Annotated in this window: 21 protein-coding genes; 14 read left to right on the forward strand and 7 right to left on the reverse strand. The window is 73.4% G+C overall.

Annotation, left to right across the window (positions count from 1 at the left end; translation table 11 throughout):
- The 4 genes from RM609_RS28125 to RM609_RS28140 all read right to left on the reverse strand — a co-directional run.
- On the reverse strand, positions 1–973 hold a 973-nt coding region (locus RM609_RS28125; protein WP_311614392.1), incomplete at its 3' end, for an ABC transporter permease.
- On the reverse strand, positions 970–1,737 hold the full coding sequence (modA, locus tag RM609_RS28130) for a molybdate ABC transporter substrate-binding protein (protein ID WP_311614393.1): 768 nt from the start codon (positions 1,735–1,737) through the stop codon (positions 970–972). The genes RM609_RS28125 and modA, both read right to left, overlap by 4 nt.
- A gap of 12 nt (positions 1,738–1,749) precedes the next feature.
- A complete protein-coding gene (locus RM609_RS28135) occupies positions 1,750–2,145 on the reverse strand; it encodes a TOBE domain-containing protein (protein WP_126915918.1) in 396 nt (131 codons plus the stop codon).
- Positions 2,146–2,246: 101 nt separating this feature from the next.
- Complete coding sequence (locus RM609_RS28140; RefSeq protein ID WP_438828558.1) at positions 2,247–4,874, reverse strand: flippase-like domain-containing protein; 2,628 nt, start codon at positions 4,872–4,874, stop codon at positions 2,247–2,249.
- A gap of 263 nt (positions 4,875–5,137) precedes the next feature.
- On the opposite strand from RM609_RS28140, the gene RM609_RS28145 reads away from it, so the two are divergent.
- From RM609_RS28145 to nudC, 5 genes are all read left to right on the forward strand, one after another.
- Entirely contained in the window at positions 5,138–5,482 is a 345-nt protein-coding gene (locus tag RM609_RS28145) for an MGMT family protein (protein ID WP_311614395.1), read from the forward strand.
- 212 nt (positions 5,483–5,694) lie between these two features.
- A complete protein-coding gene (locus tag RM609_RS28150) occupies positions 5,695–9,012 on the forward strand; it encodes an ATP-dependent helicase (protein WP_311614396.1) in 3,318 nt (1,105 codons plus the stop codon).
- 31 nt (positions 9,013–9,043) lie between these two features.
- The gene (locus RM609_RS28155; protein WP_311614397.1) at positions 9,044–12,256 is read left to right on the forward strand and encodes an ATP-dependent helicase; all 3,213 of its coding nucleotides are present in this window, start codon (positions 9,044–9,046) and stop codon (positions 12,254–12,256) included.
- Between the two features lie 47 nt (positions 12,257–12,303).
- Positions 12,304–13,743: a dipeptidase gene (locus RM609_RS28160; protein WP_311614398.1), complete on the forward strand. Its 1,440-nt coding sequence runs from the start codon at positions 12,304–12,306 to the stop codon at positions 13,741–13,743.
- A gap of 65 nt (positions 13,744–13,808) precedes the next feature.
- Entirely contained in the window at positions 13,809–14,750 is a 942-nt protein-coding gene (gene nudC, locus RM609_RS28165; protein WP_311614399.1) for an NAD(+) diphosphatase, read from the forward strand.
- 88 nt (positions 14,751–14,838) lie between these two features.
- On the opposite strand, the gene RM609_RS28170 is transcribed toward nudC, so the two are convergent.
- Positions 14,839–15,081 carry a mycoredoxin gene (locus RM609_RS28170; protein ID WP_311614400.1) on the reverse strand — a complete coding sequence of 81 codons (243 nt, stop codon included), beginning with the start codon at positions 15,079–15,081 and terminating at the stop codon, positions 14,839–14,841.
- A 176-nt stretch (positions 15,082–15,257) separates the two neighbouring features.
- Between RM609_RS28170 and RM609_RS28175 the strand changes: the two genes are divergently transcribed.
- From RM609_RS28175 to RM609_RS28195, 5 genes are all read left to right on the forward strand, one after another.
- Positions 15,258–17,465 carry an ATP-dependent DNA helicase UvrD2 gene (locus RM609_RS28175; RefSeq protein WP_311614401.1) on the forward strand — a complete coding sequence of 736 codons (2,208 nt, stop codon included), beginning with the start codon at positions 15,258–15,260 and terminating at the stop codon, positions 17,463–17,465.
- Between the two features lie 146 nt (positions 17,466–17,611).
- Positions 17,612–17,905: a hypothetical protein gene (locus RM609_RS28180; protein WP_311614402.1), complete on the forward strand. Its 294-nt coding sequence runs from the start codon at positions 17,612–17,614 to the stop codon at positions 17,903–17,905.
- Positions 17,906–18,036: 131 nt separating this feature from the next.
- Positions 18,037–18,399, forward strand: a complete 363-nt coding sequence (locus RM609_RS28185; protein ID WP_311614403.1) for a WhiB family transcriptional regulator — start codon at positions 18,037–18,039, stop codon at positions 18,397–18,399.
- Positions 18,396–18,716 carry a putative WhiB-interacting protein gene (locus tag RM609_RS28190; protein ID WP_311614404.1) on the forward strand — a complete coding sequence of 107 codons (321 nt, stop codon included), beginning with the start codon at positions 18,396–18,398 and terminating at the stop codon, positions 18,714–18,716. The genes RM609_RS28185 and RM609_RS28190 overlap by 4 nt, the downstream gene beginning before the upstream one ends.
- A gap of 92 nt (positions 18,717–18,808) precedes the next feature.
- Positions 18,809–19,021, forward strand: coding sequence for a hypothetical protein (locus tag RM609_RS28195; RefSeq protein WP_311614405.1), 213 nt, complete (start codon positions 18,809–18,811; stop codon positions 19,019–19,021).
- A gap of 32 nt (positions 19,022–19,053) precedes the next feature.
- On the opposite strand, the gene RM609_RS28200 is transcribed toward RM609_RS28195, so the two are convergent.
- Together RM609_RS28200 and RM609_RS28205 are read right to left on the reverse strand one after the other, a co-directional pair.
- A complete protein-coding gene (locus RM609_RS28200) occupies positions 19,054–20,418 on the reverse strand; it encodes an ABC1 kinase family protein (RefSeq protein WP_311614406.1) in 1,365 nt (454 codons plus the stop codon).
- The gene (locus RM609_RS28205; RefSeq protein ID WP_311614507.1) at positions 20,411–21,616 is read right to left on the reverse strand and encodes a ThiF family adenylyltransferase; all 1,206 of its coding nucleotides are present in this window, start codon (positions 21,614–21,616) and stop codon (positions 20,411–20,413) included. Before RM609_RS28205 ends, RM609_RS28200 begins: the two co-directional genes overlap by 8 nt.
- Before the next feature lie 253 nt (positions 21,617–21,869).
- Here RM609_RS28205 and RM609_RS28210 point away from each other — a divergent pair, with 253 nt between their 5' ends.
- The 4 genes from RM609_RS28210 (at position 21,870) to RM609_RS28225 (ending at position 25,862) form a co-directional block, all read left to right on the forward strand.
- On the forward strand, positions 21,870–22,466 hold the full coding sequence (locus tag RM609_RS28210; RefSeq protein ID WP_311614407.1) for a M48 metallopeptidase family protein: 597 nt from the start codon (positions 21,870–21,872) through the stop codon (positions 22,464–22,466).
- Positions 22,467–22,571: 105 nt separating this feature from the next.
- A complete protein-coding gene (locus RM609_RS28215; protein ID WP_311614408.1) occupies positions 22,572–24,365 on the forward strand; it encodes a TerD family protein in 1,794 nt (597 codons plus the stop codon).
- Between the two features lie 17 nt (positions 24,366–24,382).
- Positions 24,383–25,084, forward strand: coding sequence for an AIM24 family protein (locus tag RM609_RS28220; protein ID WP_438828559.1), 702 nt, complete (start codon positions 24,383–24,385; stop codon positions 25,082–25,084).
- A gap of 19 nt (positions 25,085–25,103) precedes the next feature.
- Positions 25,104–25,862, forward strand: coding sequence for an AIM24 family protein (locus RM609_RS28225; protein WP_311614409.1), 759 nt, complete (start codon positions 25,104–25,106; stop codon positions 25,860–25,862).
- Positions 25,863–25,942 lie beyond the last annotated feature (80 nt).

Consider the following 25,942-nt stretch of genomic DNA (forward strand, 5'->3'; position numbering starts at 1 on the left):
GAGTCCGGCGGGTGGTGTGGAGGGCCACCGGGTCGGGGGCGCTCAGGGCGCGGCCGGGTCGGGGAGGGCCCTCGGGGACTGCATGATTTACGGCCGTTGCCGTACTCGGTTCTGGGCACTCCGCACTTGGCCGCAAATCACGCTTTACGTCCCTTGCCGGGCCCTCCCCGCCCCGGCCCCGCCCTCCCGTCGTCGGCGTCTGCGGCCAGCGGCCCCGGAGGGTGAGGAGGACCGCTGTCGCGATGGCGAGGAGGAGAAGGCTGACCGCCGTTGCTCCTTCCGGGTCGTCCTGGAGGAGCAGGTAGACCTGGAGGGGGAGCGTCTGGGTGATGCCGGGGAGGTTGCCCGCGAACGTGATCGTCGCCCCGAACTCGCCCAGCGCGCGCGCCCAGCAGAGCGCCGCTCCGGCGAAGAGGCCCGGCGCGATCATGGGGAGGGTGATCGTGCGGAAGGTCCTCAACGGCGACGCTCCCAGGGACGTCGCCGTCTCCTCGTAGCGGGGGTGGAGGCCGCTGAGCGCGCCCTCCAGGCTGATCACCAGGAAGGGCATGGCCACGAAGGTCGACGCCACGACCGCCGCCGTGGTCGTGAAGGGGATCGTGACGCCGAACCATTCGTCCAGCCAGGCCCCCAGGACGCCCCGGCGGCCGTAGCCCTGGAGGAGGGCCACGCCCGCGACGGTCGGCGGCAGGACCATCGGGAGCATCACCAGGGAGCGGACGAGCGCTTTGCCCGGGAAGTCCACCCGGGCCAGCAGCCAGGCGAGGGGCACCCCGAGGGCGAGGGAGAGCGCCAGGGAGTACGCCGAGACCGTGAGGCTCAGGGTGAGGGCCTGGGTGACCTCGCCGGAGGTGAGCCGGGACGGGAGGGTGCCCCATGGCGTGCGGGTGAGGACGCCCGCCAGGGGGAGGAACAGGAAGCCGACGGCGAGGGCGGAGGGGATCGCCAGGGTCAGGGGCGTGCGGGCCCTCATGGCTGCTGGAAGCCCGCCTCGCGGAGGAGCTTCCGGGCCTCGGACGAGCTGAGCCACTTCACGAAGTCGGCCGACTCCTTGGTGTGCTTCGAGCCCTTTAGGGTCGCGGCGGGGTAGGCGGCCACGGCGTTCTGGGCGTCGGGGATGGTGACGGTCGCGACCTTGCCCTTGGCGGCGGTGGCGTCCGTGACGTACACGATGCCCGCGTCCGCCTCGCCCAGCGTGACCTTGCTCAGCACGGCGCGGACGCTGGGCTCCTGGGAGACCGGCTTGACGTCGACGTGCTGCTGGTCGAGGACCTTCTTGCTGTAGCGGCCCGCGGGCACCTCGGGGGCGGCCAGGACCACCTTGAGGCCGGACCGGGAGAGGTCGGAGAGGCCCTGGACCTTCTGGGGGTTGCCGGGGGCCGTGGCGATCGTCAGGCGGTTCTTCGCGATGGTGGTGGGGGCGTTCGTCTGCTGGGCGAGGCCGTCCATCGTCTTGGCGTCGGCCGTCACCAGCGCGTCGGCGGGCGCGCCCTGGCGCACCTGGGCGGCGAGCTCCTGGGAGCCGGCGAAGGAGAAGTTCACCTTGGTGCCGGGGTGCTCCTTCTCGTAGACGGCCTTGGCTTCCTTGAAGACGTCCGTGAGGGAGGCGGCGGCGAGCACCGTGAGGGTGGTCTGCTGCTTGGCGTCGTCGCTCTTGTCGCCGCTGCCGCCGCAGGCCGTGGCCAGGGGGAGGAGAAGCGCTGCCGCCAGGGCCGTGCGTGCGAGGGTGCGGGGCATTGTCTCTCCTGGTCAGGCGCGGTCGATGTGCACGTTGGTGGCCTTCACCCGGGCCACGGCCTCCATGCCCACGGCCAGGCCCAATTCCTCCACGGCCTCGCGGGTGAGGAGGGAGACCAGCCGGTGCGGCCCGGCCTGGATCTCCACCTGCGCGGCCACGTCGCCGAGCTTCACGGCGGTGATGATCCCCGGGAAGGCGTTGCGCGCGCTGGTGTGCGGCTCGTCGTCGCTCTCGTTCGCCTCGGCGGCGAGGCTCACGGAGAAGGCGGCCAGATCAGGGCCCTCGACGATCCGCTTGCCGGCCTCGTCACGACGGGTGGGGATCCTGCCCGCGTCGGCCCAGCGGCGGACGGTGTCGGGACTGACGCTCAGGAGGCGGGCTGCCTGCCCGATGGTGTACGACCGCATGTGCGGCACGGTATGTCGATTCAGCTCGCATCTGCAAGGCTTGGCCTGCAGCCCCTCCGGCGTTTGAGGAGCGGGGTCCGGGGCGGCGCCCCGCAAGCCCCCTAGATCGCACCCTTCCGCGTCAGGTGACTGAACGACGCCCACCCCGGCAGCACCGGCAGCCACAGCGTCATGAGACGGAACAGCAGCACGGCGGGAGCCGCCTGCTCCGCCGGCAGCCCCGCGAAGGTCAGCGCACCCGTGAGCGCGAACTCCACCGCTCCCACGCCACCCGGCGTCGGCGCCGCCGACCCCAGTGCGTTGGCGGTGAGGAAGACGACCGCGATGCTCGCGTAGCTGAGGTCGCCCCCGAAAGCCCGGATCGACGCGTCCAGGCACATCACGTTCGTCGCCGTCAGCAGCAGCATTCCGCCGATGCCGAAGCAGAGCTTCTGCGGCCGCTGGAGCACGTCCAGCATGCGCGGCACGACGCCCGCGAACAGCGACCGCACCCGGGTCGAGACGAACTTCCGCAGCACCGGGATCGCGGCGACCACCAGCACCAGGACCGCGGCCGTCAGCAGGCCGCCGATCACGGTCCGGGAGGGGCCCAGGGAGGAGCTGCGTTCCGTGCCGGTCACATAGCCGAAGGACAGCAGCAGCATGATGTGGCAGGCCAGGCTGAAGAGCTGGGACGCGCCGACGCTCGCCACGGCCAGGCCCGGGCGGATGCCCGCCCGCTGGAGGAAGCGGGTGTTCAGGGCCACGCCGCCCACCGCGGCCGGGGCGACGATCTTCACGAACGAGCCCGCGACCTGCGCCAGGACCGTCCGGCCGAAGGTCACCTTCTCCGGTACGAAGCCGAGGAGGCTCATCGCGGCGGCCACGTAGGTCAGCGCCTGGAAGGCCACGGCCATCGCGACCCACGCCCAGTTGGCCTTGTCGACGAGATCGCCGAACTTGATGTGCGTGAGCTGGGACAGCAGGAAGTACGCGGCGATCGCGCCCGCGGCGAAGCTGATCAGCGTCCGGGGCTTGATGCGCTCCAGGCGGACCGGCTCTATCGGCGCCTGCGGCCGGATGAGCAGGACCTGGCGGCGGATCTGGGCGAGCAGGTCCTCCTCGCGGGCCTCCTCGATGGCCTCGTCGATCGCCTTCTTCTCCGCCTGGCGCTCGGCCTTGAGCGCCTTGCGGCTGGCGTCGGCGGGCTCGGCCTCGGCGGCGCGGGTGGCGTCCCGGGTCTCCTTGGCGAGGCGGGCGTTCTCCAGCACCCGGTCCCGTTCGCGCTGCGCCCGCTCGCGGGCGAGCTGCCGCAGGGTCGCGCGGTTGACGCGGGTGAGGGCGAGGGGCTGGAGGAGCGGGAGGCTGTCGGCGACGGCGTCCGGGCCGAGGACCTCCACGGCCGTGGCCACCGCCCGCTCGGCGCCGACCCGCAGGCCGAGGGTGACGAGGAGCTGGGCGACGTCCATGCGGAGCACCAGGTCGCCGGCCGCGATCTCGCCGCCGCGCAGGTCCGTGAGGACCACATTGCCGGAACGATCCACCAGAAGGGCGTCGCCGTCGAGTCTGCGGTGGGCGATACGGCGTGACTGGAGCGCCTTGAGCTGGTGCCAGGCGCCCCGCATCAGCTCGTCGGTGATCTCCTCGGTGGGGACGGAGACCAGGGGACGGCCGCCGATGTGCTCGTAGATGAGCATCACGGCGTCCGGGCCCAGCTCGGAGGTGGCGATGAGCTTGGGCGCGTTCGCGCCGGCGGCGATGGCCGCGTAGGCGAGCAGCGCCTCCTGTTCGAGGGCCTGGCGCAGCGACTGGAGGCTGCGGCGCTGGGTGATCCCGCGCAGGGCCAGGCGCTGCCAGACGCGGTAGAAGAAGCCCTGGGCCTGTTGCTCGCGGTCGACGACGGTGACGTCGAGGGGTGGCCCGTCCTCCATGGTGACGATGTAGCGGCGGCCCCGGTCGGGGTGCTGCTCGGCGGTCTCGTTGTCCTCGGCGCGCAGCGCGGTCTCCGGCCGGAAGCCGACGCGCCGCAGCCCGGCGAGGAGGTGCTGGCCGGTGGGGCGGACGTTGGGGGAGCCGACGGCGTAGAGGGTGGCGTAGGCGACGGTCCAGCCGATCAGGACGGTGATGGCGATGGAGAACGGCGTGGTGTAGCCGTTGACCAGCACCGCGAAGGCGTCCAGGAGGAGTACGGCCCACATGGCCACGCGCCAGCGCGGCCGCCGGGACATGCCGACGGCCGTCATATAGGCGATCACGGGCGCGAGATAGCCGTGCACCGGGTCGGTGAAGCCGCCGCCGGGGGCGCGCTGGGTGAGCGCCGCGCGGATGGATTCGGGTGCCGACTCGGCCACCCACAGGTCGGTGGCCAGGGACACGCCGTGGGCCAGCACGGCGGCCAGGACGCCGTCGGCGATGCGCAGCCCGTCGCGTTTGATCAGCCGTTCGATGGCGAAGGCCACCGGGACGATGAAGACCGCGATGTTCGCCGTGAGCCCGGCGAAGCTGGCCAGCAGATGGGGCGCCTTGCCGGTGCTCGCGCTGATGTCCTGCGCCAGGCCGGAGGTGGTGGCGTGGGCGAAGGCGGCGAGCGCGAGCACGAGGGCGATGCCCACGATGCCCAGGAAGAGCCGGACCAGGTCGGCCGGGCGGTGGACACGGGCGGGGAGCAGCGGCTCGTCGCCGGAGACCTTGTCGATGTGGCCCTCACCGTCCTCGCACGGATACGCGCCGCGGTCCCTGTCGCAGGGCAGCACGTCGCGGGCGCGGGCCTCGTCCGGAGGCTGCGCGCCCTGCTGCTTGTCGGTCTCTTCTCGGTCTCGTATCACCAGTCACCGCCCGGAAGATGGTGGCATGGCCCGGCCGGGCAAGGGGGTATCAGGGTGCATTTCGGGGGGCGCGGACTCCGGATCGTACGCCCTGTAGTGCGATGACGCACTCTGGGTGATCTTGCGGACGGCCTGGTTCCGCTGGTCGGGACGGCCCGTCCGGGGTGCGATGCGGCAGTATGCACCGGATGGACGAGCTTCCCGAGTACGCGGAACGGGTGCTGGCCGTCGCCGAGCTGATTCCGGCGGGCCGGGTGATGACCTACGGAGACGTCGCCGAATGGCTCGAAGAGGGCGGCCCCCGGCAGGTCGGCCGCGTCATGGCCCTCTACGGCGGGGCCGTGCCCTGGTGGCGTGTCGTCCGGGCGGACGGGGTGCTGCTGCCGGGCCATGAGCGGGAGGCCCTGGCCCACTACCGCGCCGAGGGCACCCCGCTGCGGGAGCCGGGCCGCGCGGCCGACGGCCGGATGCCCCGGCTCGTCATGACCCGCGCCCGCTGGGACGGCGGTGCGGATGTGACTCCGCACACCTGACGGCCCGAGGACCGCCGCCGCCGGGCCGCGCCCCGGCCCGTGACCGCAAGGCGTTACCCGAACGGATGAGATCACCGAAGAGGGACGGAGGCTCTTGGGACGCACTGCGCCACACGGGTCTCCTGGCGTAGCGTCGGGGGTCGCCCTTCTCGCCGTGACGCGTCCCGGCCGACCGACCACCCGTACCTCCCCCCTCAGGACCGGCAACACACGTGAGCTCCTCGTCGTCCCACCAGCGGCCCGCCACTGGCGCGTACCGCCTCGTGCGCACGCCGCCGGGCCCGGTCGTCCCTCCTGAGCTGGACGCGTGCCAGCGCGCGGTGGTTGACCACGGGCGGGGACCGCTGCTGGTGCTCGCCGGTCCGGGCACGGGCAAGACGACCACGCTCGTCGAGGCGGTGGCCGAACGGGTACGGCGGGGTACCGACCCCGCGCGGATCCTCGTGCTGACCTTCAGCCGCAAGGCCGCCGTCGAACTGCGCGACCGGATGACGGCCCGCCTCGGCGGCGCCCAGGGCCCGCAGGCCACCACCTTCCACTCCTACTGCTACGCGCTGGTGCGCGCCCACCAGGACGTCGAGCTGTTCGTCGAGCCCACCCGGCTGCTGTCCGGCCCGGAGCAGGACGTCATGGTGCGCGAGCTGCTGGAGGGCGAGCTGGAGCTGGGCAAGGAGGGCCGCGGCCGGGTCCGCTGGCCCGACGAACTGCGCGCCTGCCTGACCACCCGCGGCTTCGCCGACGAGATGCGCGCCGTCCTCGCCCGCAGCCGGGAGCTGGGCCTGGGCCCCGGCGAGCTCGACGCCTTCGCCCGCCGCGCGGGCCGCCCCGACTGGCGCGCGGCCGCCTCCTTCCTCGCCGAGTACCTGGACGTCCTCGACGCGCGCGGCGTCCTCGACTACGCCGAGCTCGTCCACCGCGCCGTCCTCCTCGCCGGGCGCCCCGAGGTCGCGGCAGAGCTGGGCCGGAGCTACGACGCGGTCTTCGTCGACGAGTACCAGGACACCGACGCCTCCCAGGCGCGGCTGCTGCGCGCGCTGGCGGGCGGCGGCCGGACCCTGATCGCCTTCGGCGACCCCGACCAGTCCATCTACGCCTTCCGGGGCGCGGACGTCGGCGGCATCCTCGAATTCCCGCACGACTTCCCGCGTACCGACGGCACGCCCGCCCCGGTCGCGGTCCTCACCGCCTCGCGCCGCTCCGGCGCCGCCCTGCTCGCCGCCACCCGGCTGCTCACCCACCGGATGCCGCTGACCCGGCTGCCGGCCGCCGCCGTACGGGCCCACCGCGAGCTCGCGGCCGTACGGGACGGGGGGCGGGTGGAGGCGTACACCTACCCGACGGCGGGCGCCGAGCTCGACAACATCGCCGACATCCTCCGCCGCGCCCACCTGGAGGACGGCGTCCCCTGGCAGGACATGGCCGTCCTCGTCCGCGCGGGCTCCCGCTCGATACCGTCCCTGCGCCGCGCCCTGACCTCGGCGGGCGTCCCCATCGAGGTCGACGGCGACGACATCCCCCTGCGCCACGAACCGGCGGTGGCGCCGCTGCTGACGGCGTTGCGGGCGGTGGCGGAGTCGACCGCCTCGGCCACAACGGCGCCCATGACGGATGCCGCAACGGTTGGGCGGGTGGGAGATACCGCGCCGGAGGCGCGGAACTGGCTCACGCCGGAGACGGCGCTGCACCTCCTCTCATCGCCCCTGGGCGGCATGGATGCCGCAGACCTCCGCCGTCTCGGCCGCGCCCTCCGCGAGGAGGAACGCGCGGCGGGCGAGGGCATGCCGCGCCCCTCGGACACCCTCATCGCCGAAGCCCTCGCCGAGCCCGCCCGCCTGGTCGCGCACGACCCGTCGTACGCGCGCCCCGCCCAGCGCCTGGGCGCCCTCCTGGCAGGCGCGCGCGCCCTCCTGGCACGCGGCGGCACGGCCGAGGAAGCCCTCTGGCACCTCTGGGACGGCACCCCCTGGCCCACCCGGCTGCGCCGCGCCGCACACCGCGGCGGCCCGGCCGGCCGCAACGCCGACCGCGACCTCGACGCCGTCTGCGCCCTCTTCGAGACCGCCGCCCGCGCCGAGGAGCGCACCGGCGGCCGCGGCGCCCTGAACCTCCTCGACGAGCTGGACGCCCAGGACATCGCCGCCGACACCCTCACCCGCAGGGCCGTGCGCCCCGACGCCGTACGGCTGATGACCGCGCACCGCTCCAAGGGCCTGGAGTGGCGGCTCGTCGTCGTCGCGGGCGTCCAGGAAGGCCTCTGGCCCGACCTGCGGCGCCGCGGCTCGCTCCTGGAGGCCGACCGCATCGGCCGCGACGGCATCGCCGAGCCGCTGGGCGCGGGCGCCCTCCTCGCCGAGGAGCGCCGGCTGTTCTACGTGGCCGCCACCCGCGCCCGCGACCGGCTCGTGGTCACGGCGGTCAAGGCGGCCGCCGAGGACGGCGACCAGCCCTCCCGCTTCCTGGCCGAGCTGGGCACCGAGCCCGTCGACGTCACCCAGCGCCCGCGCCGCCCCCTGGCCGTCGCCGCGCTCGTCGCCGAGCTGCGCGCCACCACCGTCGACCCCGCCGCCTCCGACGCCCTGCGGGCCGCCGCCGCCGAACGGCTCGCCCGGCTCGCCGCCCTGCGCGACGAGGAGGGCCAGCCGCTCGTCCCCGCCGCGCACCCCTACCGCTGGTGGGGCCTGGACGAGCCCACCCACAACGAGGTGCCGCTGCGCGACCCGGGGCGGCCCGTCGCGCTGTCCGGCTCCGCCCTCGGCCAGCTCACCGAGGACGGCTGCTCCCTCCAGTGGTTCCTGGGCCGCGAGGTGAAGGCGGACGCCCCCGCCACCGCCGCCCAGGGCTTCGGCAACGTCGTCCACGTCCTCGCCGACGAGGTCGCCTCCGGCCGCACCCCGGCCGACCTCGCCGTGCTGATGGAGCGGCTGGAGACCGTCTGGGAGTCCCTGGCCTTCGACGCCCCCTGGAAGTCGCGGCAGGAGATGGAGCAGGCCCGCGCCGCCCTGGAGCGCTTCCTGCGCTGGCACGTGATGGAGCGCGCCCGCGACGCCGTCGCCACCGAGCACCCCTTCGACGTCACCCTCAAGGCCCAGCAGTACCAGGTGCGCGTCCGCGGCTCCATGGACCGCGTCGAGCAGGACGCCCAGGGCCGCGCGTACGTCGTCGACTTCAAGACCGGCAAGAGCGCGCCCTCCGCCAAGGACGTCGAACGCCACCCCCAGCTCGCCGTCTACCAGCTCGCCGTCGCCGAGGGTGCCGTGGACAACGCCTTCGGCGGCGTCCGGCCCCGGCCCGGCGGCGCCGAACTCGTCCACCTGCGCCAGGGAGCGGCCAAGAAGGACGGCGGGGAGACCCTCCCCAAGGTCCAGGCGCAGGAGCCCCTCGACGGCGAATGGGTCGGCGATCTGCTCGCCGAGGCCGCGGGCCGGGTCCTCGAGGAACGTTTCACCCCCCGTCCCGGCCAGCAGTGCGCCCACTGCTCGTTCCGCGCCTCGTGCAGTGCCCGGCCCGAGGGCCGGCAGATCGTGGAGTGAGATGTCAGTGGCTCCCTCTAGCGTTACCGGCGTGACCCCGCGCCTGACCGATCCCGAGCAGCTCAAGGAGCTCCTCGGCATCCCCTTCACCCCGGAGCAGACGGCCTGTATCACCGCGCCGCTCGCCCCGCAGGTCATCGTGGCCGGAGCCGGGTCCGGCAAGACCACGGTCATGGCCGCGCGCGTCGTCTGGCTGGTCGGCACCGGGCAGGTCGCGCCCGAGGAGGTCCTCGGCCTGACGTTCACCAACAAGGCGGCGGGCGAGCTCGCCGAGCGCGTCCGCAAGGCCCTCGGCCGGGCCGGTGTCGACACGGAGCCTTCAGAGAAGGAGACCGGCGGCGAGCCCCGGATCTCCACCTACCACGCCTTCGCCGGCCAGCTCCTCAAGGAACACGGCCTGCGCATCGGCCTGGAGCCCACCTCCCGCCTCCTCGCCGACGCCACCCGCTTCCAGCTCGCCGCCCGCGTCCTGCGCTCCTCCCCGGGCCCGTACCCGGCCCTCACCCGCCCCTTCGCCGACCTGGTCACCGACCTGCTGGCCCTCGACGGCGAACTCGCGGAGCACCTGGTCGAGCCGAAGGGCCTACGGGCGTACGACCGCGAACTCCTGGAGACCCTCGCCGGCGCCCGGCTCACCAACGCTGACCTGCGCAAGATCCCCGAGACGGCGCGCGCCCGCCTGGAGCTCCTGGAACTCGTCGAGGCGTACCGCCGGGAGAAGCGCTCCCGCGACCTCCTCGACTTCGGCGACCAGATCGCCCGCTCCGCCGAGCTGGCCCGCACCCGGCCCGAGGTGGGCCGCGTCCTCCGCGAGCAGTTCAAGGTCGTCCTCCTCGACGAGTACCAGGACACGTCCGTCGCCCAGCGACTGCTGCTGGCCGGCCTCTTCGGCGCCGGCACGGGCCACGCGGTGACCGCCGTCGGCGACCCCTGCCAGGCCATCTACGGCTGGCGCGGCGCCTCCGTGGCCAACCTCGACGACTTCCCGCAGCACTTCCCGCACACCGACGGGCAGCCCGCCCGGCGCTACTCCCTCAGCGAGAACCGCCGCAGCGGCGGCCGCCTCCTGGACCTCGCCAACACCCTGGCGGCCCCCCTCCGCGAGCGCCACGAGGGCGTCGAGGCCCTGCGCCCGGCCCCGGGCGCCGAGCGCGACGGCGTCGTCCGCTGCGCCCTGCTGCCCACCCACGCCGAGGAGCTCGACTGGCTCGCGGACTCCCTCGCCCACCTCGTCCGCACCGGCACCCGCCCGGGCGACATCGCCGTCCTGTGCCGCACGGCCACCGACTTCGCCGAGATCCAGGGCGCCCTCGTCCGGCGCGACGTCCCCGTCGAGGTCGTCGGCCTCTCGGGGCTGCTCCACCTGCCCGAGATCGCCGACCTGGTCGCGGTCTGCGAGGTCCTCCACGACCCCACCGCCAACGCCTCCCTGGTCCGCCTGCTGACGGGCCCCCGCTGGCGCGTCGGCCCCCGGGACCTGGCCCTGCTGGGCCGCCGCGCCCGTACGCTCGTGCCCTACGGCCCCACCGGCGCGGACCCGGACCGCCGCCTCGCCGAGGCCGTGGAGGGCGTGGACCCCACGGAGACGACGTCCCTGGCCGACGCCCTGGACACCTTCCTGTCGGCCGACCCCGGCGACGACCTGCCCTTCTCCGCCGAGGCCCGCGTCCGCTTCGCCCGCCTGGCGGCCGAGCTCCGCGACCTGCGCCGCAGCCTCGGCGACCCGCTGATGGACGTCCTCCACCGTGTCCTGGCCACCACGGGCCTGGAGGTCGAGCTGTCGGCCTCCCCGCACGCGCTGGCGGCCCGCCGCCGCGAGACCCTCACCCAGTTCATGGACGTCGCCGCCGGCTTCGCCGCCCTGGACGGCGAGGTCACCCTGGTCGCCTTCCTCGGCTTCCTGCGCACGGCCGCGCAGTACGAGAAGGGTCTCGACAACTCCCTGCCCGGCGGCGAGGACACCGTCAAGATCCTCACCGCGCACAAGTCCAAGGGCCTGGAGTGGGACGTGGTGGCGGTCCCGGGCCTGGTGGCGAAGACCTTCCCCAGCGAGCAGTCCCGCGACTCCTGGACGTCCCAGCCCAAGGTCCTCCCGCACGCCCTGCGCGGCGACACCGACACCCTCCCCGACGTCACCGACTGGACCGCCAAGGGCCTGACGGCCTTCAAGGGCGCGATGAAGGCCCACCAGCACACCGAGGAACTGCGGCTGGGCTACGTCACCTTCACCCGCCCCCGCAGCCTCCTCCTGGGCTCCGGCCACTGGTGGGGCCCGAACCAGAAGCGGACGCGCGGCCCGTCGGAGTTCCTGGAGGCCCTCCGCGCCCACTGCGAGGCGGGCCACGGCGAGATCGAGACCTGGGCGGACGCCCCGGCCGAGGACGCCGAGAACCCGGCACTCCACCAGGAGACGGACCACGCCTGGCCCCTGCCCCTGGACGGGGCTTCCCTGGCCCGCCGCCGAGAGGCGGCCGGGGCGGTCCTGGCGCACCTGAAGGACCTGGAGGAGGGCTCCGCCGGCCCCACTACGCAATCGCTCCCCCCGGAGGAGACCCGCGCCGTCGCCTCCTGGGACCGCGACCTGAACGCCCTCGCCGGCGAGCTCCGGCGCACCCGCGCCAAGGTCCACGACGTGCTGCTGCCGTCCAGCCTGACCGCCACCCAGCTGATGCACCTGGCCGCCGACCCCGACGGTTTCGCGAGCGACCTCGCGCGCCCCATGCCGCGCCGCCCCCAGCCCGCCGCCCGCCGGGGCACCCGCTTCCACGCCTGGCTGGAGTCCCGCTTCGAGGCCCTCCCGCTGCCCTTCCTGGGCCCGGAGGAGCTCCCGGGGGGCGTCGACCCGGGCGAGATCGCCGACGAGCGGGACCTGGCCGAGCTCAAGGAGGCCTTCCAGCGCACCCCGTACGCGCGCCGCACCCCGTACCGGGTGGAGGCCCCCTTCCAGCTCACCCTCGCGGGCCGCACGATCCGGGGCCGCATTGACGCGGTGTACCGCGAACGGAACACGAACGACGCCGGCGGCGACCGCTACGAGATCGTCGACTGGAAAACCGCCCGCGCGCAGACCGCCGACCCCCTCCAGCTGGCGATCTACCGTCTGGCCTGGGCGGAGCAGCACGGACTGCCGCTCTCCTCCGTGACGGCCGCTTTCGTGTACATCCGCGACGGCGAGAAGGCGATCCCGCCGGACCTGCCGGACCGCGCCGGGCTGGAACGGATCCTCCTGGGGGAGGACGTGTGAGGAAACCCGGTCCTGGTCGCCCCGCGTGTCCGGATAGGCTCGATGGCATGAGCAATGCCCCGGACAACGCCGTCCGCGCGTACATCGACGAGCACCGCGCCGCCTTCCTCGCCGACCTGGCCGAGTGGCTGCGCATCCCTTCCGTGTCGGCCGACCCGGCCAACGCGGGCGATGTGCGCCGCAGCGCCGAGTGGCTGGTGGCGAAGCTCAAGGAGACGGGCTTCCCGACGGCGGAGCTCTGGGAGACGGGCGGCGGCGACGGCGCCCCCGCCGTGTTCGCGGAGTGGCCCTCCGGCGTGGCGGACGCCCCCACGGTCCTGGTCTACGGCCACCACGACGTCCAGCCCGCCGCCCGCGAGGACGGCTGGCACACGGACCCGTTCGTGCCGACGACGATCGACGGCCGGCTGTACGCGCGCGGCGCGGCCGACGACAAGGGCCAGGTGTTCTTCCACACCCTGGGCGTCCGCGCCCACCTGGCGGCCACCGGCCGTACCGCCCCGGCCGTCAACCTCAAGCTGATCATCGAGGGCGAGGAGGAGTCGGGCTCGCCGAACTTCCCCGCGCTGATCGCCGCGCACGCCGACCGGCTCGCCTGCGACGCCGTGATCGTCTCGGACACGGGCATGTGGTCGGAGGACACCCCGACGGTGTGCACGGGCATGCGCGGCCTGGCCGAGTGCCAGATCGACCTGTACGGCCCGGACCAGGACATCCACTCCGGTTCCTTCGGCGGCGCCGTGCCCAACCCGGCCACGGAGGCCGCCCGCCTGGCGGCCGCCCTCCACGACGAGGACCGCAGGGTGACGATCCCGGGGTTCTACGACGGGGTCGTGGAGCTGACCGACCAGGAGCGCGAGCTGATCGCCGAGCTGCCGTTCGACGAGAAGCGCTGGCTGCGTGCCGCGCACTCGCACGGCACCCTCGGCGAGGCGGGCTACACCACACTGGAACGCGTGTGGGCGCGCCCCACGGCGGAGGTCAACGGCATCGGCGGTGGCTACCAGGGCCCCGGCGGCAAGACGATCGTCCCGTCGTCGGCCCGGCTGAAGCTGTCCTTCCGGCTGGTCGCGGGCCAGGACGCCGACCGCGTCCAGGAGTCCGTGCGCGACTGGGTGGCGGCCCGCCTCCCACAGGGCGGCGGCATCCGGCACGAGATCACGTTCACCGGCTCGACCCGCCCCTGTCTGACCCCGCTGGACCACCCGGCGCTCCAGTCGGTCGTACGGGCCATGGCCAAGGCCTTCGGCCAGAAGATCCGTTTCACGCGCGAGGGCGGCTCGGGCCCGGCGGCGGACCTCCAGGACGTCCTGGGCGCCCCGGTGCTGTTCCTCGGCATCTCGGTGCCGTCGGACGGCTGGCACGCGCCGAACGAGAAGGTCGAGCTGGACCTGCTCATGAAGGGCGTGGAGACCGCGGCCCACCTGTGGGGGGACCTGGCCGAAACGGCCCGCACGGGCACGGGCACCGGCCGCGCCGGCGCCTAGTGGCGCCGCGCGGGCCCGTGCCCGAGAAGCACAAACACTGTCAAGAGGGGGAGTTGGAAGCAGCCGTGACCACCTGGACCGAATTCACCGCCACCCGGCCCGATACGCTCGACGTCGCACTGAGCGGCGCGAGCGGCATCGACCGTGCCGCGCACCACCGTCTGGACGAGGCGTGGCTCGCCGCGGCGTGGAGCCACCCCACGACGCGGGTCTTCGTGGTCTCCGGCGGTCAGGCGCTGATCGACGACACCCCCGACGGCCGCACCGAACTGGTGATGACGCCCGCCTTCGAGGCGCCGGTCACCGAGACGCACCGCTACTTCCTCGGCAAGGACGAGGACGGCGTGGCCTACTTCGCGCTCCAGAAGGACGCGCTGCCCGGCCGCATCGACCAGTCCGCGCGCCCGGCGGGCCTGCGGGAGGCCGGCCTGCTGCTGTCCCCGCGCGACGCGGGCCTGCTCGTCCACGCCGTGGCCCTGGAGAACTGGCAGCGCCTCCACCGCTTCTGCTCGCGCTGCGGCGAGCGTACGGTGATCGCGGCCGCGGGCCACATCCGCCGCTGCCAGGCCTGCGGCGCCGAGCACTACCCCCGTACCGACCCGGCCGTGATCATGCTGGTCACGGACGCGAAGGACCGGGCGCTGCTGGGCCGCCAGATGCACTGGCCGGAGGGCCGTTTCTCGACGCTCGCGGGCTTCGTGGAGCCGGGGGAGTCCATCGAGCAGGCGGTGCGCCGTGAGGTCGCCGAGGAGGCGGGCGTCGTCGTCGGCGACGTGGAGTACGTCGCCAGCCAGCCCTGGCCGTTCCCGTCCAGCCTGATGCTGGGCTTCATGGCCCGGGCGACGTCCTCGGACATCCAGGTGGACGGCGAGGAGATCCACGAGGCGCGCTGGTTCTCCCGCGACGAGCTGCGAGCCGCGTTCGAGAGCGGCGAGGTCCTGCCCCCGACCGGCATCTCCATCGCCGCCCGCCTGATCGAGCTCTGGTACGGCGAGCCGCTCCCGTAGGAAGCGCCGCCGGCGAGGGCGGGGCAGGTGCCGAGCGCGAGGAAGCCCCCGCCGTGGCGGGGGCTCCTTGCCTCGGGAGACCGGGGGATCAGGCGCTGATCTTCGCCTTGACCTGCGCCAGCGAGGGGTTGGTGAGCGTGGAGCCGTCGGCGAAGAGCACGGTGGGGACCGTCTGGTTCCCGCCGTTGGCCTTCTCCACGAAGGCGGCCGACTCGGGGTCGAGCTCGATGTTGATCTCGTTGTAGGCGATGCCCTCGCGGTCCAGCATGGTCTTCAGACGGCGGCAGTAGCCGCACCAGGTGGTGCTGTACATCGTCACGGTGCTCGACATGCGACCCGCGCTCCTTCTTCCTCGGGGGAGATTCCGGAGGAAGAACGCACACCTGGGGCGCAGCATTCCCGAGCGTTCCTGAGCGTTCCCGGCGCATCCCCGGATTAGTACGACCGCCCTGCCCCGCCTGTGGACGACATTCCCGGTTGCCCCGCCGGACCTGGCAGCATGGCGGGGTGACAGCAGCAACGCACTCCACTCTCTTCCCCCAGGTGCCGGACTCGGCCGACGCGGTGCTCGACGGGCTCGACCCCGAGCAGCGCGAGGTCGCCACGGCCCTGAGCGGTCCGGTGTGCGTGCTGGCCGGCGCCGGTACGGGCAAGACGCGTGCGATCACCCACCGCATCGCCTACGGCGTCCGGTCCGGTCTGCTCCAGCCCTCGAGTGTGCTCGCCGTCACCTTCACCAACCGGGCGGCGGGCGAGATGCGCGGCCGGCTGCGTCAGCTGGGCGCGGGCGGCGTCCAGGCCCGTACGTTCCACTCGGCCGCCCTGCGCCAGCTCCAGTACTTCTGGCCCAAGGCCGTGGGCGGCGAGCTGCCCCGGCTGCTGGAGCGCAAGGTCCAGGTGGTGGCGGAGGCCGCGGCCCGCTGCCGGATCCGGCTCGACCGCAATGAGCTGCGCGATGTGACGGCCGAGATCGAGTGGGCGAAGGTCACTCAGACCGTTCCCGAGGACTATCCGGCCGTCGCCGCCAAGACCGGCCGGGAGGCCCCCCGGGACCCCGCCGAGATCGCCCTGGTCTACGGGACGTACGAGCAGCTCAAGCGCGAGCGCGGCGTGATCGACTTCGAGGACGTGCTGCTGCTGACCGTGGGCGTCCTCCAGGACCGGCACGACATCGCCGAGACCGTCCGCCGCCAGTACCAGCACTTCGTGGTCGACGAGTACCAGGACGTCAGCCCGCTCCAGCAGCGGCTGCTCGAGCTGTGGCTGGGCGACCGCGAGACTCTGTGCGTGGTCGGTGACGCCAGCCAGACGATCTATTCGTTCACCGGCGCCACCCCCGACCACCTGCTGAACTTCCGGGTCCGGCATCCCCACGCCACCGTCGTCAAGCTCGTCCGGGACTACCGCTCCACCCCCCAGGTGGTCCACCTGGCCAACGGGCTGCTGGCCCAGGCCCGCGGCCGGGCCGCCGAGCACCGGCTGGAGCTGGTCTCCCAGCGCGACCGCGGCCCCGAGCCGGTCTACGGGGAGTACGCGGATGAGCCCGCCGAGGCAGAGGGCACCGCCCGCCGGGTCCGGGAGCTGATGGACTCCGGGGTGCCCGCGAGCGAGATCGCGATCCTCTACCGCGTCAACGCCCAGTCCGAGATCTACGAGCAGGCCCTCGCCGACGTCGGGGTGCCCTACCAGCTGCGCGGCGCCGAGCGCTTCTTCGAGCGCCCCGAGGTGCGCGAGGCCGGGCTGCTGCTGCGGGGCGCGGCCCGCGCCGGCGGCCACTCCGACCCCCAGCTCGCCGGTGTCGACGACGTGCCCTCCCAGGTGCGCGCCGTTCTCGGCACGCGGGGCTGGACGCCCGAGCCCCCGGCGGGCTCGGGGGCGGTCCGTGAGCGCTGGGAGTCCCTGGCGGCCCTGGTGCGCCTTTCCGAGGACTTCGTCCGGGCCCGCCCGGCGGCCACCCTCGCCGACCTGGTCGCCGAGCTGGACGAGCGGGCGAGCGCCCAGCACGCGCCCACGGTGGAGGGTGTGACGCTCGCCTCACTCCACGCCGCCAAGGGTCTGGAGTGGGACGCCGTCTTCCTGGTGGGGCTCGCCGAGGGCATGATGCCGATCACCTACGCCAAGACCGACGAGCAGGTGGAGGAGGAGCGCCGGCTGCTCTATGTCGGCGTCACCCGGGCCCGGGCCCATCTGTCGCTGTCCTGGGCGCTGTCCCGGACACCCGGCGGCCGGCCCTCCCGGCGGCCCACCCGCTTCCTCAACGGCCTGCGGCCGGGCTCTGCGGCCGTCCGCCCGGCCTTCTCCGCCACGGCCGGGCAAGGAGGCGTCGAGCGGGGCGCCGGGGCGCGCAGACGGCGCGGCTCCGCCCGGTGCCGGGTCTGCGGCCGGACCCTGACCGACGCGGGCGAGATCAAACTGATGCGCTGTGAGGACTGCCCCTGCGAGCTCGACGAGGCGCTCCACGAACGGCTGCGCGACTGGCGGGCCGAGCAGGCCCGCCTGCTGGGCCAGCCCGCCTTCTGCGTCTTCACCGACAAGACGCTCCTCGCGATCGCCGAGGCCGTTCCGGGAACCGAAGCGGAGCTCGCGAGCATCTCAGGTGTCGGAGGACGGAAGCTCGGGAAGTTCGGAGCCGACGTTCTCGCCCTGTGCGCGGGCGAAGATCCGGGCTCGACGGATGTGTCTCAGGACACCTCCCAAGAAACTCCGGAAAAATAGTTTGCGCGTGTGGAGGCAGTGCCCATAGCCTTCCGAGCAGGGAAGCGACGGGCCTTTCAGGTTCCGTTGATTCCGTGCTGTACTGAAACCGAAGACTTGGACCGTGTCACAGCGGTCCCCCGAGACGCCGAGAGGAGGCGGAGACAATGATCAGCTTTATGGCCAGCGACAAAATGACCGATCGCCAGATCGGCTCCGCCGCCATGCTCGGCTTCCTCGGCTCCTTCCAGGGCACCGGTCTGTCCGGCGCCACCCAGGTCCGGCCGGAACAGCGACCGACCAAGGGATCCGAGGTAAGGGCAGCAGCTGAGGCACAGGCGCACCAGGCCTATGCCGTCGCGGCGGTCGCCAATGGCGCCGGATCCCTGAACGCAGCAGCGCACCACCTTCCCAAGACGTGGGCCTTCCGTGGGCTCGAACCCTGGAGAGATCCAGCCTGATCGGCATGATCAGGTCGGCACCTTCCAGGGCCGCGGAACCCACACCGGGATCCGCGGCCCTTTTGTTTGCCCCCCAGCCGGGGGAAACCAGCCCGGCCACCAGCCGGAACAACAGACGAGGAAACACCACCGTGCAACTCAAGGCGCACACCCCGTCCGTAGCGACCGACCTGATCCCCCCGCCCGTCCCCACGGAGGACACCTTGACCCCGCTGACCGCCCTGACCGACCTCGACGAGGCCATTGAGAACCTCGGCGTCCCGGTGCCCTGCCGCAGCTATGACCCGGAGGTCTTCTTCGCCGAGTCCCCGGCCGACGTCGAGTACGCCAAGTCCCTCTGCCAGACCTGCCCGCTGCGCGCCGCCTGCCTCGCCGGGGCCATGGACCGTCGCGAGCCCTGGGGTGTCTGGGGTGGCGAGCTGTTCGTCCAGGGTGTGGTCGTCGCCCGCAAGCGGCCCCGTGGCCGTCCGCGCAAGAACCCGGTCAGCGCATGACCGCCATCGGCACCATCGACCGCCCCTCGACGCACGACCCGAAGAAGCAGGACCCGACGATGCACCCCACCTCCGAGCCATTCGCCCCCGGCACCACCCATGAACGCACCGGCGCGACCGCCTCGCGTCAGAACAGGAACCACGCCATGCAACTCATCCCAGAAGCCCTGGCCAGGGCTCATATGCACGACCGGCTGAGGGAGGCCGAGTCCCAACGGAGGGCCGTGCGGCTGGCCGCCGCCCGCCGGATGCAGCGCCGCGCCGAGCGCGCCTCGCTGCGTGCCCGCCGGGCCCTGGCCATGGCCGTGATGCAGTGAGTCACCGCGGGGCCGGTCCTTTTGGACCGGCCCCGCACCCCGTTCGGGTGCGCCACCCACGCCGGGCCCGCTCACGGGGATATCGTCTGGGAGTGGACCGCAAGACGCATGAATCCGCGCGGCTGGACCCCGAGGCCGACAGGCCCGTAGCGTGCGCTCGCTGTGGCGCCCGGGCACCGGGTGGGACACCGCCGCCGACCTGGATCTGCTCCGTCGAGAACGGCAGCCGCCACTACTTCTGTGACGACTGTGCCCGCGCCAACCTCAGAGCCATCGAAGGGCGCCTCGACTCGTCCTGGTGGTGAGCCGGGACGCACCGGGGCGCCCCGGATCGTCCTCAGGCGGAAGTGCCCTGACTACGCTCGTCGATGGTGAAACCGGGCACCCACGCCTCCATTTCGTCACGCAGCCGTACCGTGGCGCCCAGCTGGCAGAGCACCCCGATGGTGCTCATCGTCACCCGGTGTATCAGCAGATAGGCCGGGGGGAGATTGAGCTGCCTGGCCAGCTGGTACGCGGGGGAGCGGGGATCGGCGATCCGGGTCGCCTGCGCCCGCAGCCAGTCCCGGGTGAAGGTGAACTCCTCCACCTGTGCCGGCTCGATGATGGGCAGGAGATAGTCGAGCACCGCCCCCGGGTCCAGCTCGATCTCCGGCTTGACGAAGCCCTCGTCGCGCAGCAGTTCGTGGACCGCGTCCGCCTGGCCGTCGAGAGTCAGCCGCAGCGCCGTGCCGATCTCGACGGGCAGCCCTCTCGGCAGCCGGTCGACCGTGCCGAAGTCCAGCACCCCCAGTCGCCACTTCTCCGGCGGGCCGTCGGGCGCGTCCCCGGTCAGCAGCCGGAAGTTGCCCGGATGCGGGTCGGCGTGGAGCAGCCCGGTGCGGGCCGCGCCGGAGAAGAGGAAGCGCGCCAGCAACTGCCCGGCCCGGTCCCGCATCTCCTGGCTGCCGTCCGCTATCACCTCGGACAGCGGCACCCCGTCGAGCCACTCCGTCACCAGCACCTGATCCCCGTGATGGACGACGTCCGGCACCGTCACATCGGGATCCCCGGCGAACTCCCGGGCGTGGGCGCTCTGGGCCCGCGCCTCCAGCTCGTAGTCCAGCTCCTCCGACACCCGGTCGCGCAGCTCGGAGATGAGCGGCTTGAGGTCCATCCCGGGCACCAGCGGCCCCAGCAGCTTGACGAACCGGCCCAGTTGCGTCAGGTCCGAGAGCAGCGCGTCACCCGCTCCCGGATACTGCACCTTGACGGCCACCTCGCGCCCGTCGTGCCAGACGGCCCGGTGCACCTGCCCGATGGAGGCGGCCGCCGCCGGTTTGTCCTCGAACTCCTCGAACAGCTCGCGCCAGTCCTCGCCGAGCCGTTCCGTCAGCGCCGCGTGCACCGAGGCCACCGGCATCGGGGGAGCCGCCTCCTGAAGCTTGGTGAGCGCCGCCCGGTAGGGCCCGGCGATCTGCTCGGGGAGAGCCGACTCGAAGACGGACAGCGCCTGCCCCAGCTTCATGGCACCCCCCTTGAGCTGCCCCAAGGTCGAGAAGAGCTGCTCCGCCGTGCGCTGCTGCAGCTCGGCGGCGATCATCTCCGCCGGGCGGCCACCGATGCGCTTCCCCAGCCCGAGCGCCGTGCGCCCCGCGAACCCCAATGGCAGCGCGGCCAACTTGACGGTACGCGTGACCGCCTTGCGGGGTAGATCAGACATGCGCCCCTCCAACTAGCTGAACAGCCACGCCTCGGACGGCGGTTACCGGGTCATTCTCCCGTGCGCCGCCTTCGCGACCCCTGGACATCCCGTCGTCCCGGGCCGCGGCACCGCACGGACACCGCGGATGCGGTGCGACGGGCCGGGGATGCCAGACCGGATCCGGCAGCGCCAGCTCCAGCCGGACCCCGGCGCCCGGCGCGGCTCCACCGTCGAGAAGGGCGAGCGCCCACGCAACGGTCAGCCCCGCCACGACCGTGGCCAGTGCCATGTCGCAAGACGGTACCCCCGAGACGCGCCCGGACCTCCACTGGGCGAGCATCCGCGGCCATGCCGCGTCCCGTTCGGCCCGTTCCCGCTCGATACAGCCCGCGCACGCCGACCCGCCCGGCAGCACCAGCGGACCCACCAGCCCGGTGGCCTCCAGCACCCCCGCGTACAGATGCGGGGTCCCGGCCGCCATCAGCTCCTCGGCCGCCGCCGGGTCCGGCGCGAAGGCCGCCAGGCCGTCACGCGGCGCGAACACCACCAGCCCCAGCGGCTTCTCCTCGCCCTCCTCCGCCCGTTCCCCGCGCTCGCCCCGGGAACCGCCCGACCGGCCCCGGGGCGGAGGCACGGGCGCGGCCTGCCGTACGGCGTGCCGCGCGGCGACGTCCCGCCGCTCCCCGGTCCGCTCGGCACCCACACCCCCGGGCGCCACGTCCCACGGCTCCACACAGCCGCCGTCCCGCACATCGACCCGGCCCACTCCCGACGAGGACAGCAGCGCCGCGACCGTCGCCCCCACCCGCCCCGCGCCCCGCACCTGCACCCGCGCTCTCTGGCGCGCGGCCATCACCCGCAGCGCCGCACCGGGCTCGGGATGGCGCACGGACAGTGCTGCCAGGTCAGGCCGCAGCCGCTCCAGGCCGCCGCCCCGGCCCCGCAGCGCGGCGGCCTCCGCGCCACCCCCGCGTGGATCGTCCAGCAGCCCGGCCGCCGCCAGCCGCCCCACCAGCTCGTCGGCCCGCCCCTCCGGCAGCCCCATCCCCCGGGCCTCCTCGCGGAGCAGGGGCATCCCCCGCGTCCCGTCGAGCAGCCCGAGGAAGGAGCCCGTCGCCGTGTCGACCGGCCCCAGCAGCACCGCGTGCGCGTGGGCCACCCCGAACTGGACCGTGTCCCGGCTGCGCCAGGCCCGGCGCAGCGCGGGCTTGAGCATCGGATGCGTGATCCCGGTCGGCCCGATCAGGGTCGGCCCGATCCCGGTCGTAGTCGTGATCGTGGTCGTGGTCGTCGTCCGCATGGTTCCCCCCTCGTCCGTGCCACAGCCTGCCCGCCCCGGCCGTCGGCCGCGCGGCGTTGTCCACAGGAAGGGGGCGTTAGTCGTACAAGCCGTGCGCTCCTTGGGGTCTTTCCCCGACAACCGACGGAGGGGCGGGACTTCCCGTACCGCCAGCGGGTAACGTCGGGGCGTGCCCGTCGACCCCCTGCACAGTGCCGCGAGACCACCGCGCAGCGCCCCGAGCCCGCTTTCCCGAGGCCAGGAGGCCGACGCGGTCGAGGTCCGGCGGAGCACGCGCCGCAGGAGGACGGTCTCCGCGTACCGCGAGGGCGACCGCACGATCGTGCTCATCCCCGCCCGGATGTCGGACGCGGAGGAGCGGCGCTGGGTGGGCGTGATGCTCGACAAGCTCGCGGCGCAGGAGAGCCGGCGGATGCTGGGCGACACCGAGCTGGCCGACCGGGCCCGTCGCCTCTCCGAGCAGTATCTGGACGGCCGCGCCCGGCCCGCCTCCGTGCGCTGGGTCACGAATCAGAACACCCGCTGGGGCTCGTGCACCCCCGCCGAGGGCAGCATCCGTCTCTCGCACCGGCTCCAGGGCATGCCCGAGTACGTCGTCGACTACGTCCTCCTCCACGAGCTGGCGCACCTTCTCGTCCCCGGCCACGGCCCCGAGTTCTGGCGGCTCCTGGAGGCGTACCCGCGCACCGAGCGCGCCCGGGGCTACCTCGAGGGCGTGGTCGCCGCCGACCGGCTGCCCCACCTCCCGGCCGCCCGCAGCGAGTGACGGGTCCGTGAGCGGGGCCGCCCCGGGATCGGCGGCTGTCGCCGCCAGCGGTTAGCCTGGCGCAACGCATTCACCACGGGTACGGATGGGGGACGGGCGTCACGCATGTCCAGGGAATTCCAGCGCGGCCACAAGGCCAAGATCAGTGACCTGACGGCGGGGACGGATCTGTATGTGGGAGTGCAGATCGGCGGCCCCGGCCTGACCTTCGACGTCAGCTGTTTCGGCCTCGACGCCGCCGAGAAACTTTCGGACGACCGTTACTTCGTCTTCTTCAATCAGCCGAAGTCGCCGGAGGAGGCCATCCAGCAGCTGGGCGCGCAGGCCGGTGACACGGAATCCTTCCGGGTCACGCTCGACCGCGTCCCGGCCCACATCCGCAAGCTCAGCTTCACGGCGACGCTGGACGGCGCCGGCCAGATGTCGCAGGCCGGCCCGGGCTACCTCCGGGTCGTCGCGGGCGGCGTGGAGGTGGCGCGCTACTCCTTCACGGGCACGGAGTTCACCACCGAGCGCGCGGTGATGCTCGGTGACATCTACCTCAAGGACGTCTGGCGGTTCGCCGCCGTCGGGCAGGGCTTCGACGGCGGCCTAGAGGCGCTGCTGACGAACTTCGGCGGCGAGGTCCTGGAGGAAGAGGAGCCCGCTCCGGCCGAGGCCCCCGCCCCGGCCGCCGCCGCGCCCGCATTCGCGCCCCCGGCGCAGGCCAGTGCGCCCCCGGCCTTCGCACCCCCGTCCGGGCAGCAGCCCCTGTCCGCCCAGCAGGCGCCCGCCCCGGCGCCCCAGCCCCCGGCGCCCGCCCAGGGGTTCGCGCCCCCGCAGGGCAGCACCCCGCCCCCGGCGGCCCAGGTGCACGCCGCCCCCACCCTCGCCGCGCCCATCGCCCCGCCCGGCTACTTCTCCGGCGCCGGCCACCCGCCCACGGGCCCCTCACCCTCCGGCCACGCGCCCGGTGGCGGCCACACGCCCCCCGGCGGCGTCGTCCCGCCGCCCGGCCCGCCCGGCGTTCCGGGGCAGCACGCCTCGTACGGCCGACAGGCCGCCGCCCCGGCCCACGCGTACCCCGCGCAGCAGCCGTACGGCGCGCCGCCCCCGCCCCCCGGGCAGCCCGGCGCACCCGCGCAGCCCTACCCGGGCGCCCCGCAGGCCCCGTACGGCCAGCAGCCCCACGCCCCCGCCCAGCAGGGCCACCCCGGCCCGTACGCCCCGGCGGCCCCCGGCACGCCCCCGCCCGTCGTGCCCGGCGTCCAGGCGGCGCTGGACAAGTACCGCGAGGTGCCCACCGGACAGCGCTGGACGCTCCAGAACTCCAAGCTCATCCGCGTCGACCTCGGCGCCGACCCCCAGCCCGTGCTCGCCCGGCAGGGCAGCATGGTGCTCTACCAGGGCAAGGTCGACTTCGGCTACAAGGGCGCCGGCTTCATGGGCCGCATCGTCGGCGGCGCCACCGGCCAGGAGATGCAGCTGATGCGCTGCACCGGCCGCGGCCAGGTCTTCCTCGCCGAGAACTCCGCGCACGTCCACCCCATCCAGCTGGAGAACGACGCGATCTGCGTCAGCGCCGACGCGGTGCTCGCCTTCGACGAGTCGCTGCACCACGAGGTGCGCCGGATCGAGGGCCACGGCATCCCCGGCGGGGCGCTGTTCACCATGCAGTTCCAGGGCACCGGCACCGTCGTCGTCAAGACCCACGGCACGCCCGTGGTGCTGCCCGTCACCCCCACCACCTTCGCCGACAGCAACGCCATCGTGGCCTGGTCGGCGGGCGCCCAGGTGATCATCTCCAGCCAGGTGCGACTGCGCCGCGCCGCCTACGCGGGCCACAGTGGAGAGGCCGTGAACCTCCAGTTCCGGGGCGCGCCCGGCAACTTCATCGTCGTCCAGCCCTACGAGGTCTGAGGGAAGTCGAAATGACCATGCATCAGATGCCGATGGGCCAGCCGCCGTTCCCGGGCCACGCCGCCCCCGTACCGTCGGGGCCGCGCATGGAGAACCACGGCAGCAGCATGCTCAAGGTCGCCATGATGACCGGCCAGGACCTCTTCGCCCGCACGGGCTCGATGGTCGCCTACGAGGGCTACGTCCAGTACGACCCGAACCCGCCCGCCGTCCGGCAGATGGCCTCCCAGTGGCTCACCGGTGAGGGAGTCCCCCTCATGCGCTGCCACGGCGACGGTCTGCTCTACCTCGCCGACTACGGGGCGGACGTCGTCTGCCTCCAGCTCAACGGCGAGTCCCTCTCCGTGAACGGCACCAACGTCCTCGCCTTCGACGCCCAGCTCCAGTGGGGCGTCGAGCGCGTCAAGGGCATGGCGAAGTTCGCCGGGCAGGGCCTGTTCAATGTGGGCATCAGCGGCACCGGCTGGGTGGCACTGACCTCCCGCGGCACACCGATCGTCGTCGACTGCGGCCGCGGCGACGACGAGACCTACGTCGACCCCGACGCGCTCGTCGCCTGGTCCAGCAACCTCCGGATGAAGGGCAAGCGCAGCTTCAAGGCGTCCTCCCTGATCGGCCGGGGCAGCGGCGAGGCCTACCAACTGGGCTTCTCCGGCGAGGGCTTCGTGGTCGTCCAGCCCAGCGAGGACAGCACCGACCGGCTCCGGGCCCGGGGCTGAGGGGGAGAACGAGAACATCATGCAGAGCCCGCTTTTCGCCTACGCCGAGACCCAGACACAGGACCGCTACGCCCTTCAGAACGCGCAGATGCTGCGGGTCGCCCTCACGGGTCACGAGGACGTCCTCGCCCGCAAGGGCTCGATGGTCGCCTACCAGGGCATGGTCGAGTTCGACGCCGAGTACCAGACGCGCGGTCAGCAGCAATCCCGCACCCACACCGGTGAGGGCCTGGACCTGATGCGCTGCTCCGGCCAGGGCACGGTCTACTTCGCCAACCTCGCCCAGCACGTCCACATCATGGACGTGGACCGGGATGGCCTGACAGTCGACGGCGCCTACGTCCTGGCCCTGGACTCCAGCCTCCACTGGGAGACCATCGCGGTGGACAGCCAGTACGGGATCTCGGGTACGGGCGCGTACCAGCTGAACATCTCCGGCCAGGGCAAGGTCGCGCTGATGACCTCCGGCCATCCGCTGATGCTCCAGGTCACCCCCGACCGCGTCGTCAGCGCCGACGCGGACGCGGTGGTCGCCTGGTCGGCGTCGCTGCGGGTGCAGATGCAGGCGCAGACGTCCTCGTCCGGTGTGTGGCGGCGCCGCGGCGGCACGGGCGAGGGCTGGGAGCTCAGCTTCTCCGGCCATGGCTACGCGCTGGTGCAGCCCAGCGAGCTGCTGCCGCCGCAGGGCACGGAGATCGGCCAGGGCCTCATGGCCCAGTACGGTCTGGGTCAGCACGGCGCCCACGCCCAGAACCAGGGCAACATCTGGACGAACTGAGCGGAAGCGCTCGGACGTGTAAGGGGCGGTCACCATGGGTGACCGCCCCTTACGTCGTCCGCGACACATCGTCCGCGAGT

The sequence above is a fragment of the Streptomyces hesseae genome, assembly GCF_031845785.1.
Classification (GTDB): Bacteria; Actinomycetota; Actinomycetes; order Streptomycetales; family Streptomycetaceae; genus Streptomyces; species Streptomyces hesseae.

Excerpts from the sequence above, each read along its gene's own strand:
- modA (WP_311614393.1), bottom strand. The coding sequence starts at position 1,737 with ATGCCCCGCACCCTCGCACGCACGGCCCTGGCGGCAGCGCTTCTCCTC.
- RM609_RS28220 (WP_438828559.1), top strand. The coding sequence starts at position 24,383 with ATGCATCAGATGCCGATGGGCCAGCCGCCGTTCCCGGGCCACGCCGCC.
- RM609_RS28135 (WP_126915918.1), bottom strand. The coding sequence starts at position 2,145 with ATGCGGTCGTACACCATCGGGCAGGCAGCCCGCCTCCTGAGCGTCAGT.
- RM609_RS28160 (WP_311614398.1), top strand. The coding sequence starts at position 12,304 with ATGAGCAATGCCCCGGACAACGCCGTCCGCGCGTACATCGACGAGCAC.
- RM609_RS28215 (WP_311614408.1), top strand. The coding sequence starts at position 22,572 with ATGTCCAGGGAATTCCAGCGCGGCCACAAGGCCAAGATCAGTGACCTG.
- RM609_RS28180 (WP_311614402.1), top strand. The coding sequence starts at position 17,612 with ATGATCAGCTTTATGGCCAGCGACAAAATGACCGATCGCCAGATCGGC.
- RM609_RS28170 (WP_311614400.1), bottom strand. The coding sequence starts at position 15,081 with ATGTCGAGCACCGTGACGATGTACAGCACCACCTGGTGCGGCTACTGC.
- RM609_RS28145 (WP_311614395.1), top strand. The coding sequence starts at position 5,138 with ATGGACGAGCTTCCCGAGTACGCGGAACGGGTGCTGGCCGTCGCCGAG.
- RM609_RS28205 (WP_311614507.1), bottom strand. The coding sequence starts at position 21,616 with ATGCTCAAGCCCGCGCTGCGCCGGGCCTGGCGCAGCCGGGACACGGTC.
- RM609_RS28190 (WP_311614404.1), top strand. The coding sequence starts at position 18,396 with ATGACCGCCATCGGCACCATCGACCGCCCCTCGACGCACGACCCGAAG.
- RM609_RS28200 (WP_311614406.1), bottom strand. The coding sequence starts at position 20,418 with ATGTCTGATCTACCCCGCAAGGCGGTCACGCGTACCGTCAAGTTGGCC.
- RM609_RS28225 (WP_311614409.1), top strand. The coding sequence starts at position 25,104 with ATGCAGAGCCCGCTTTTCGCCTACGCCGAGACCCAGACACAGGACCGC.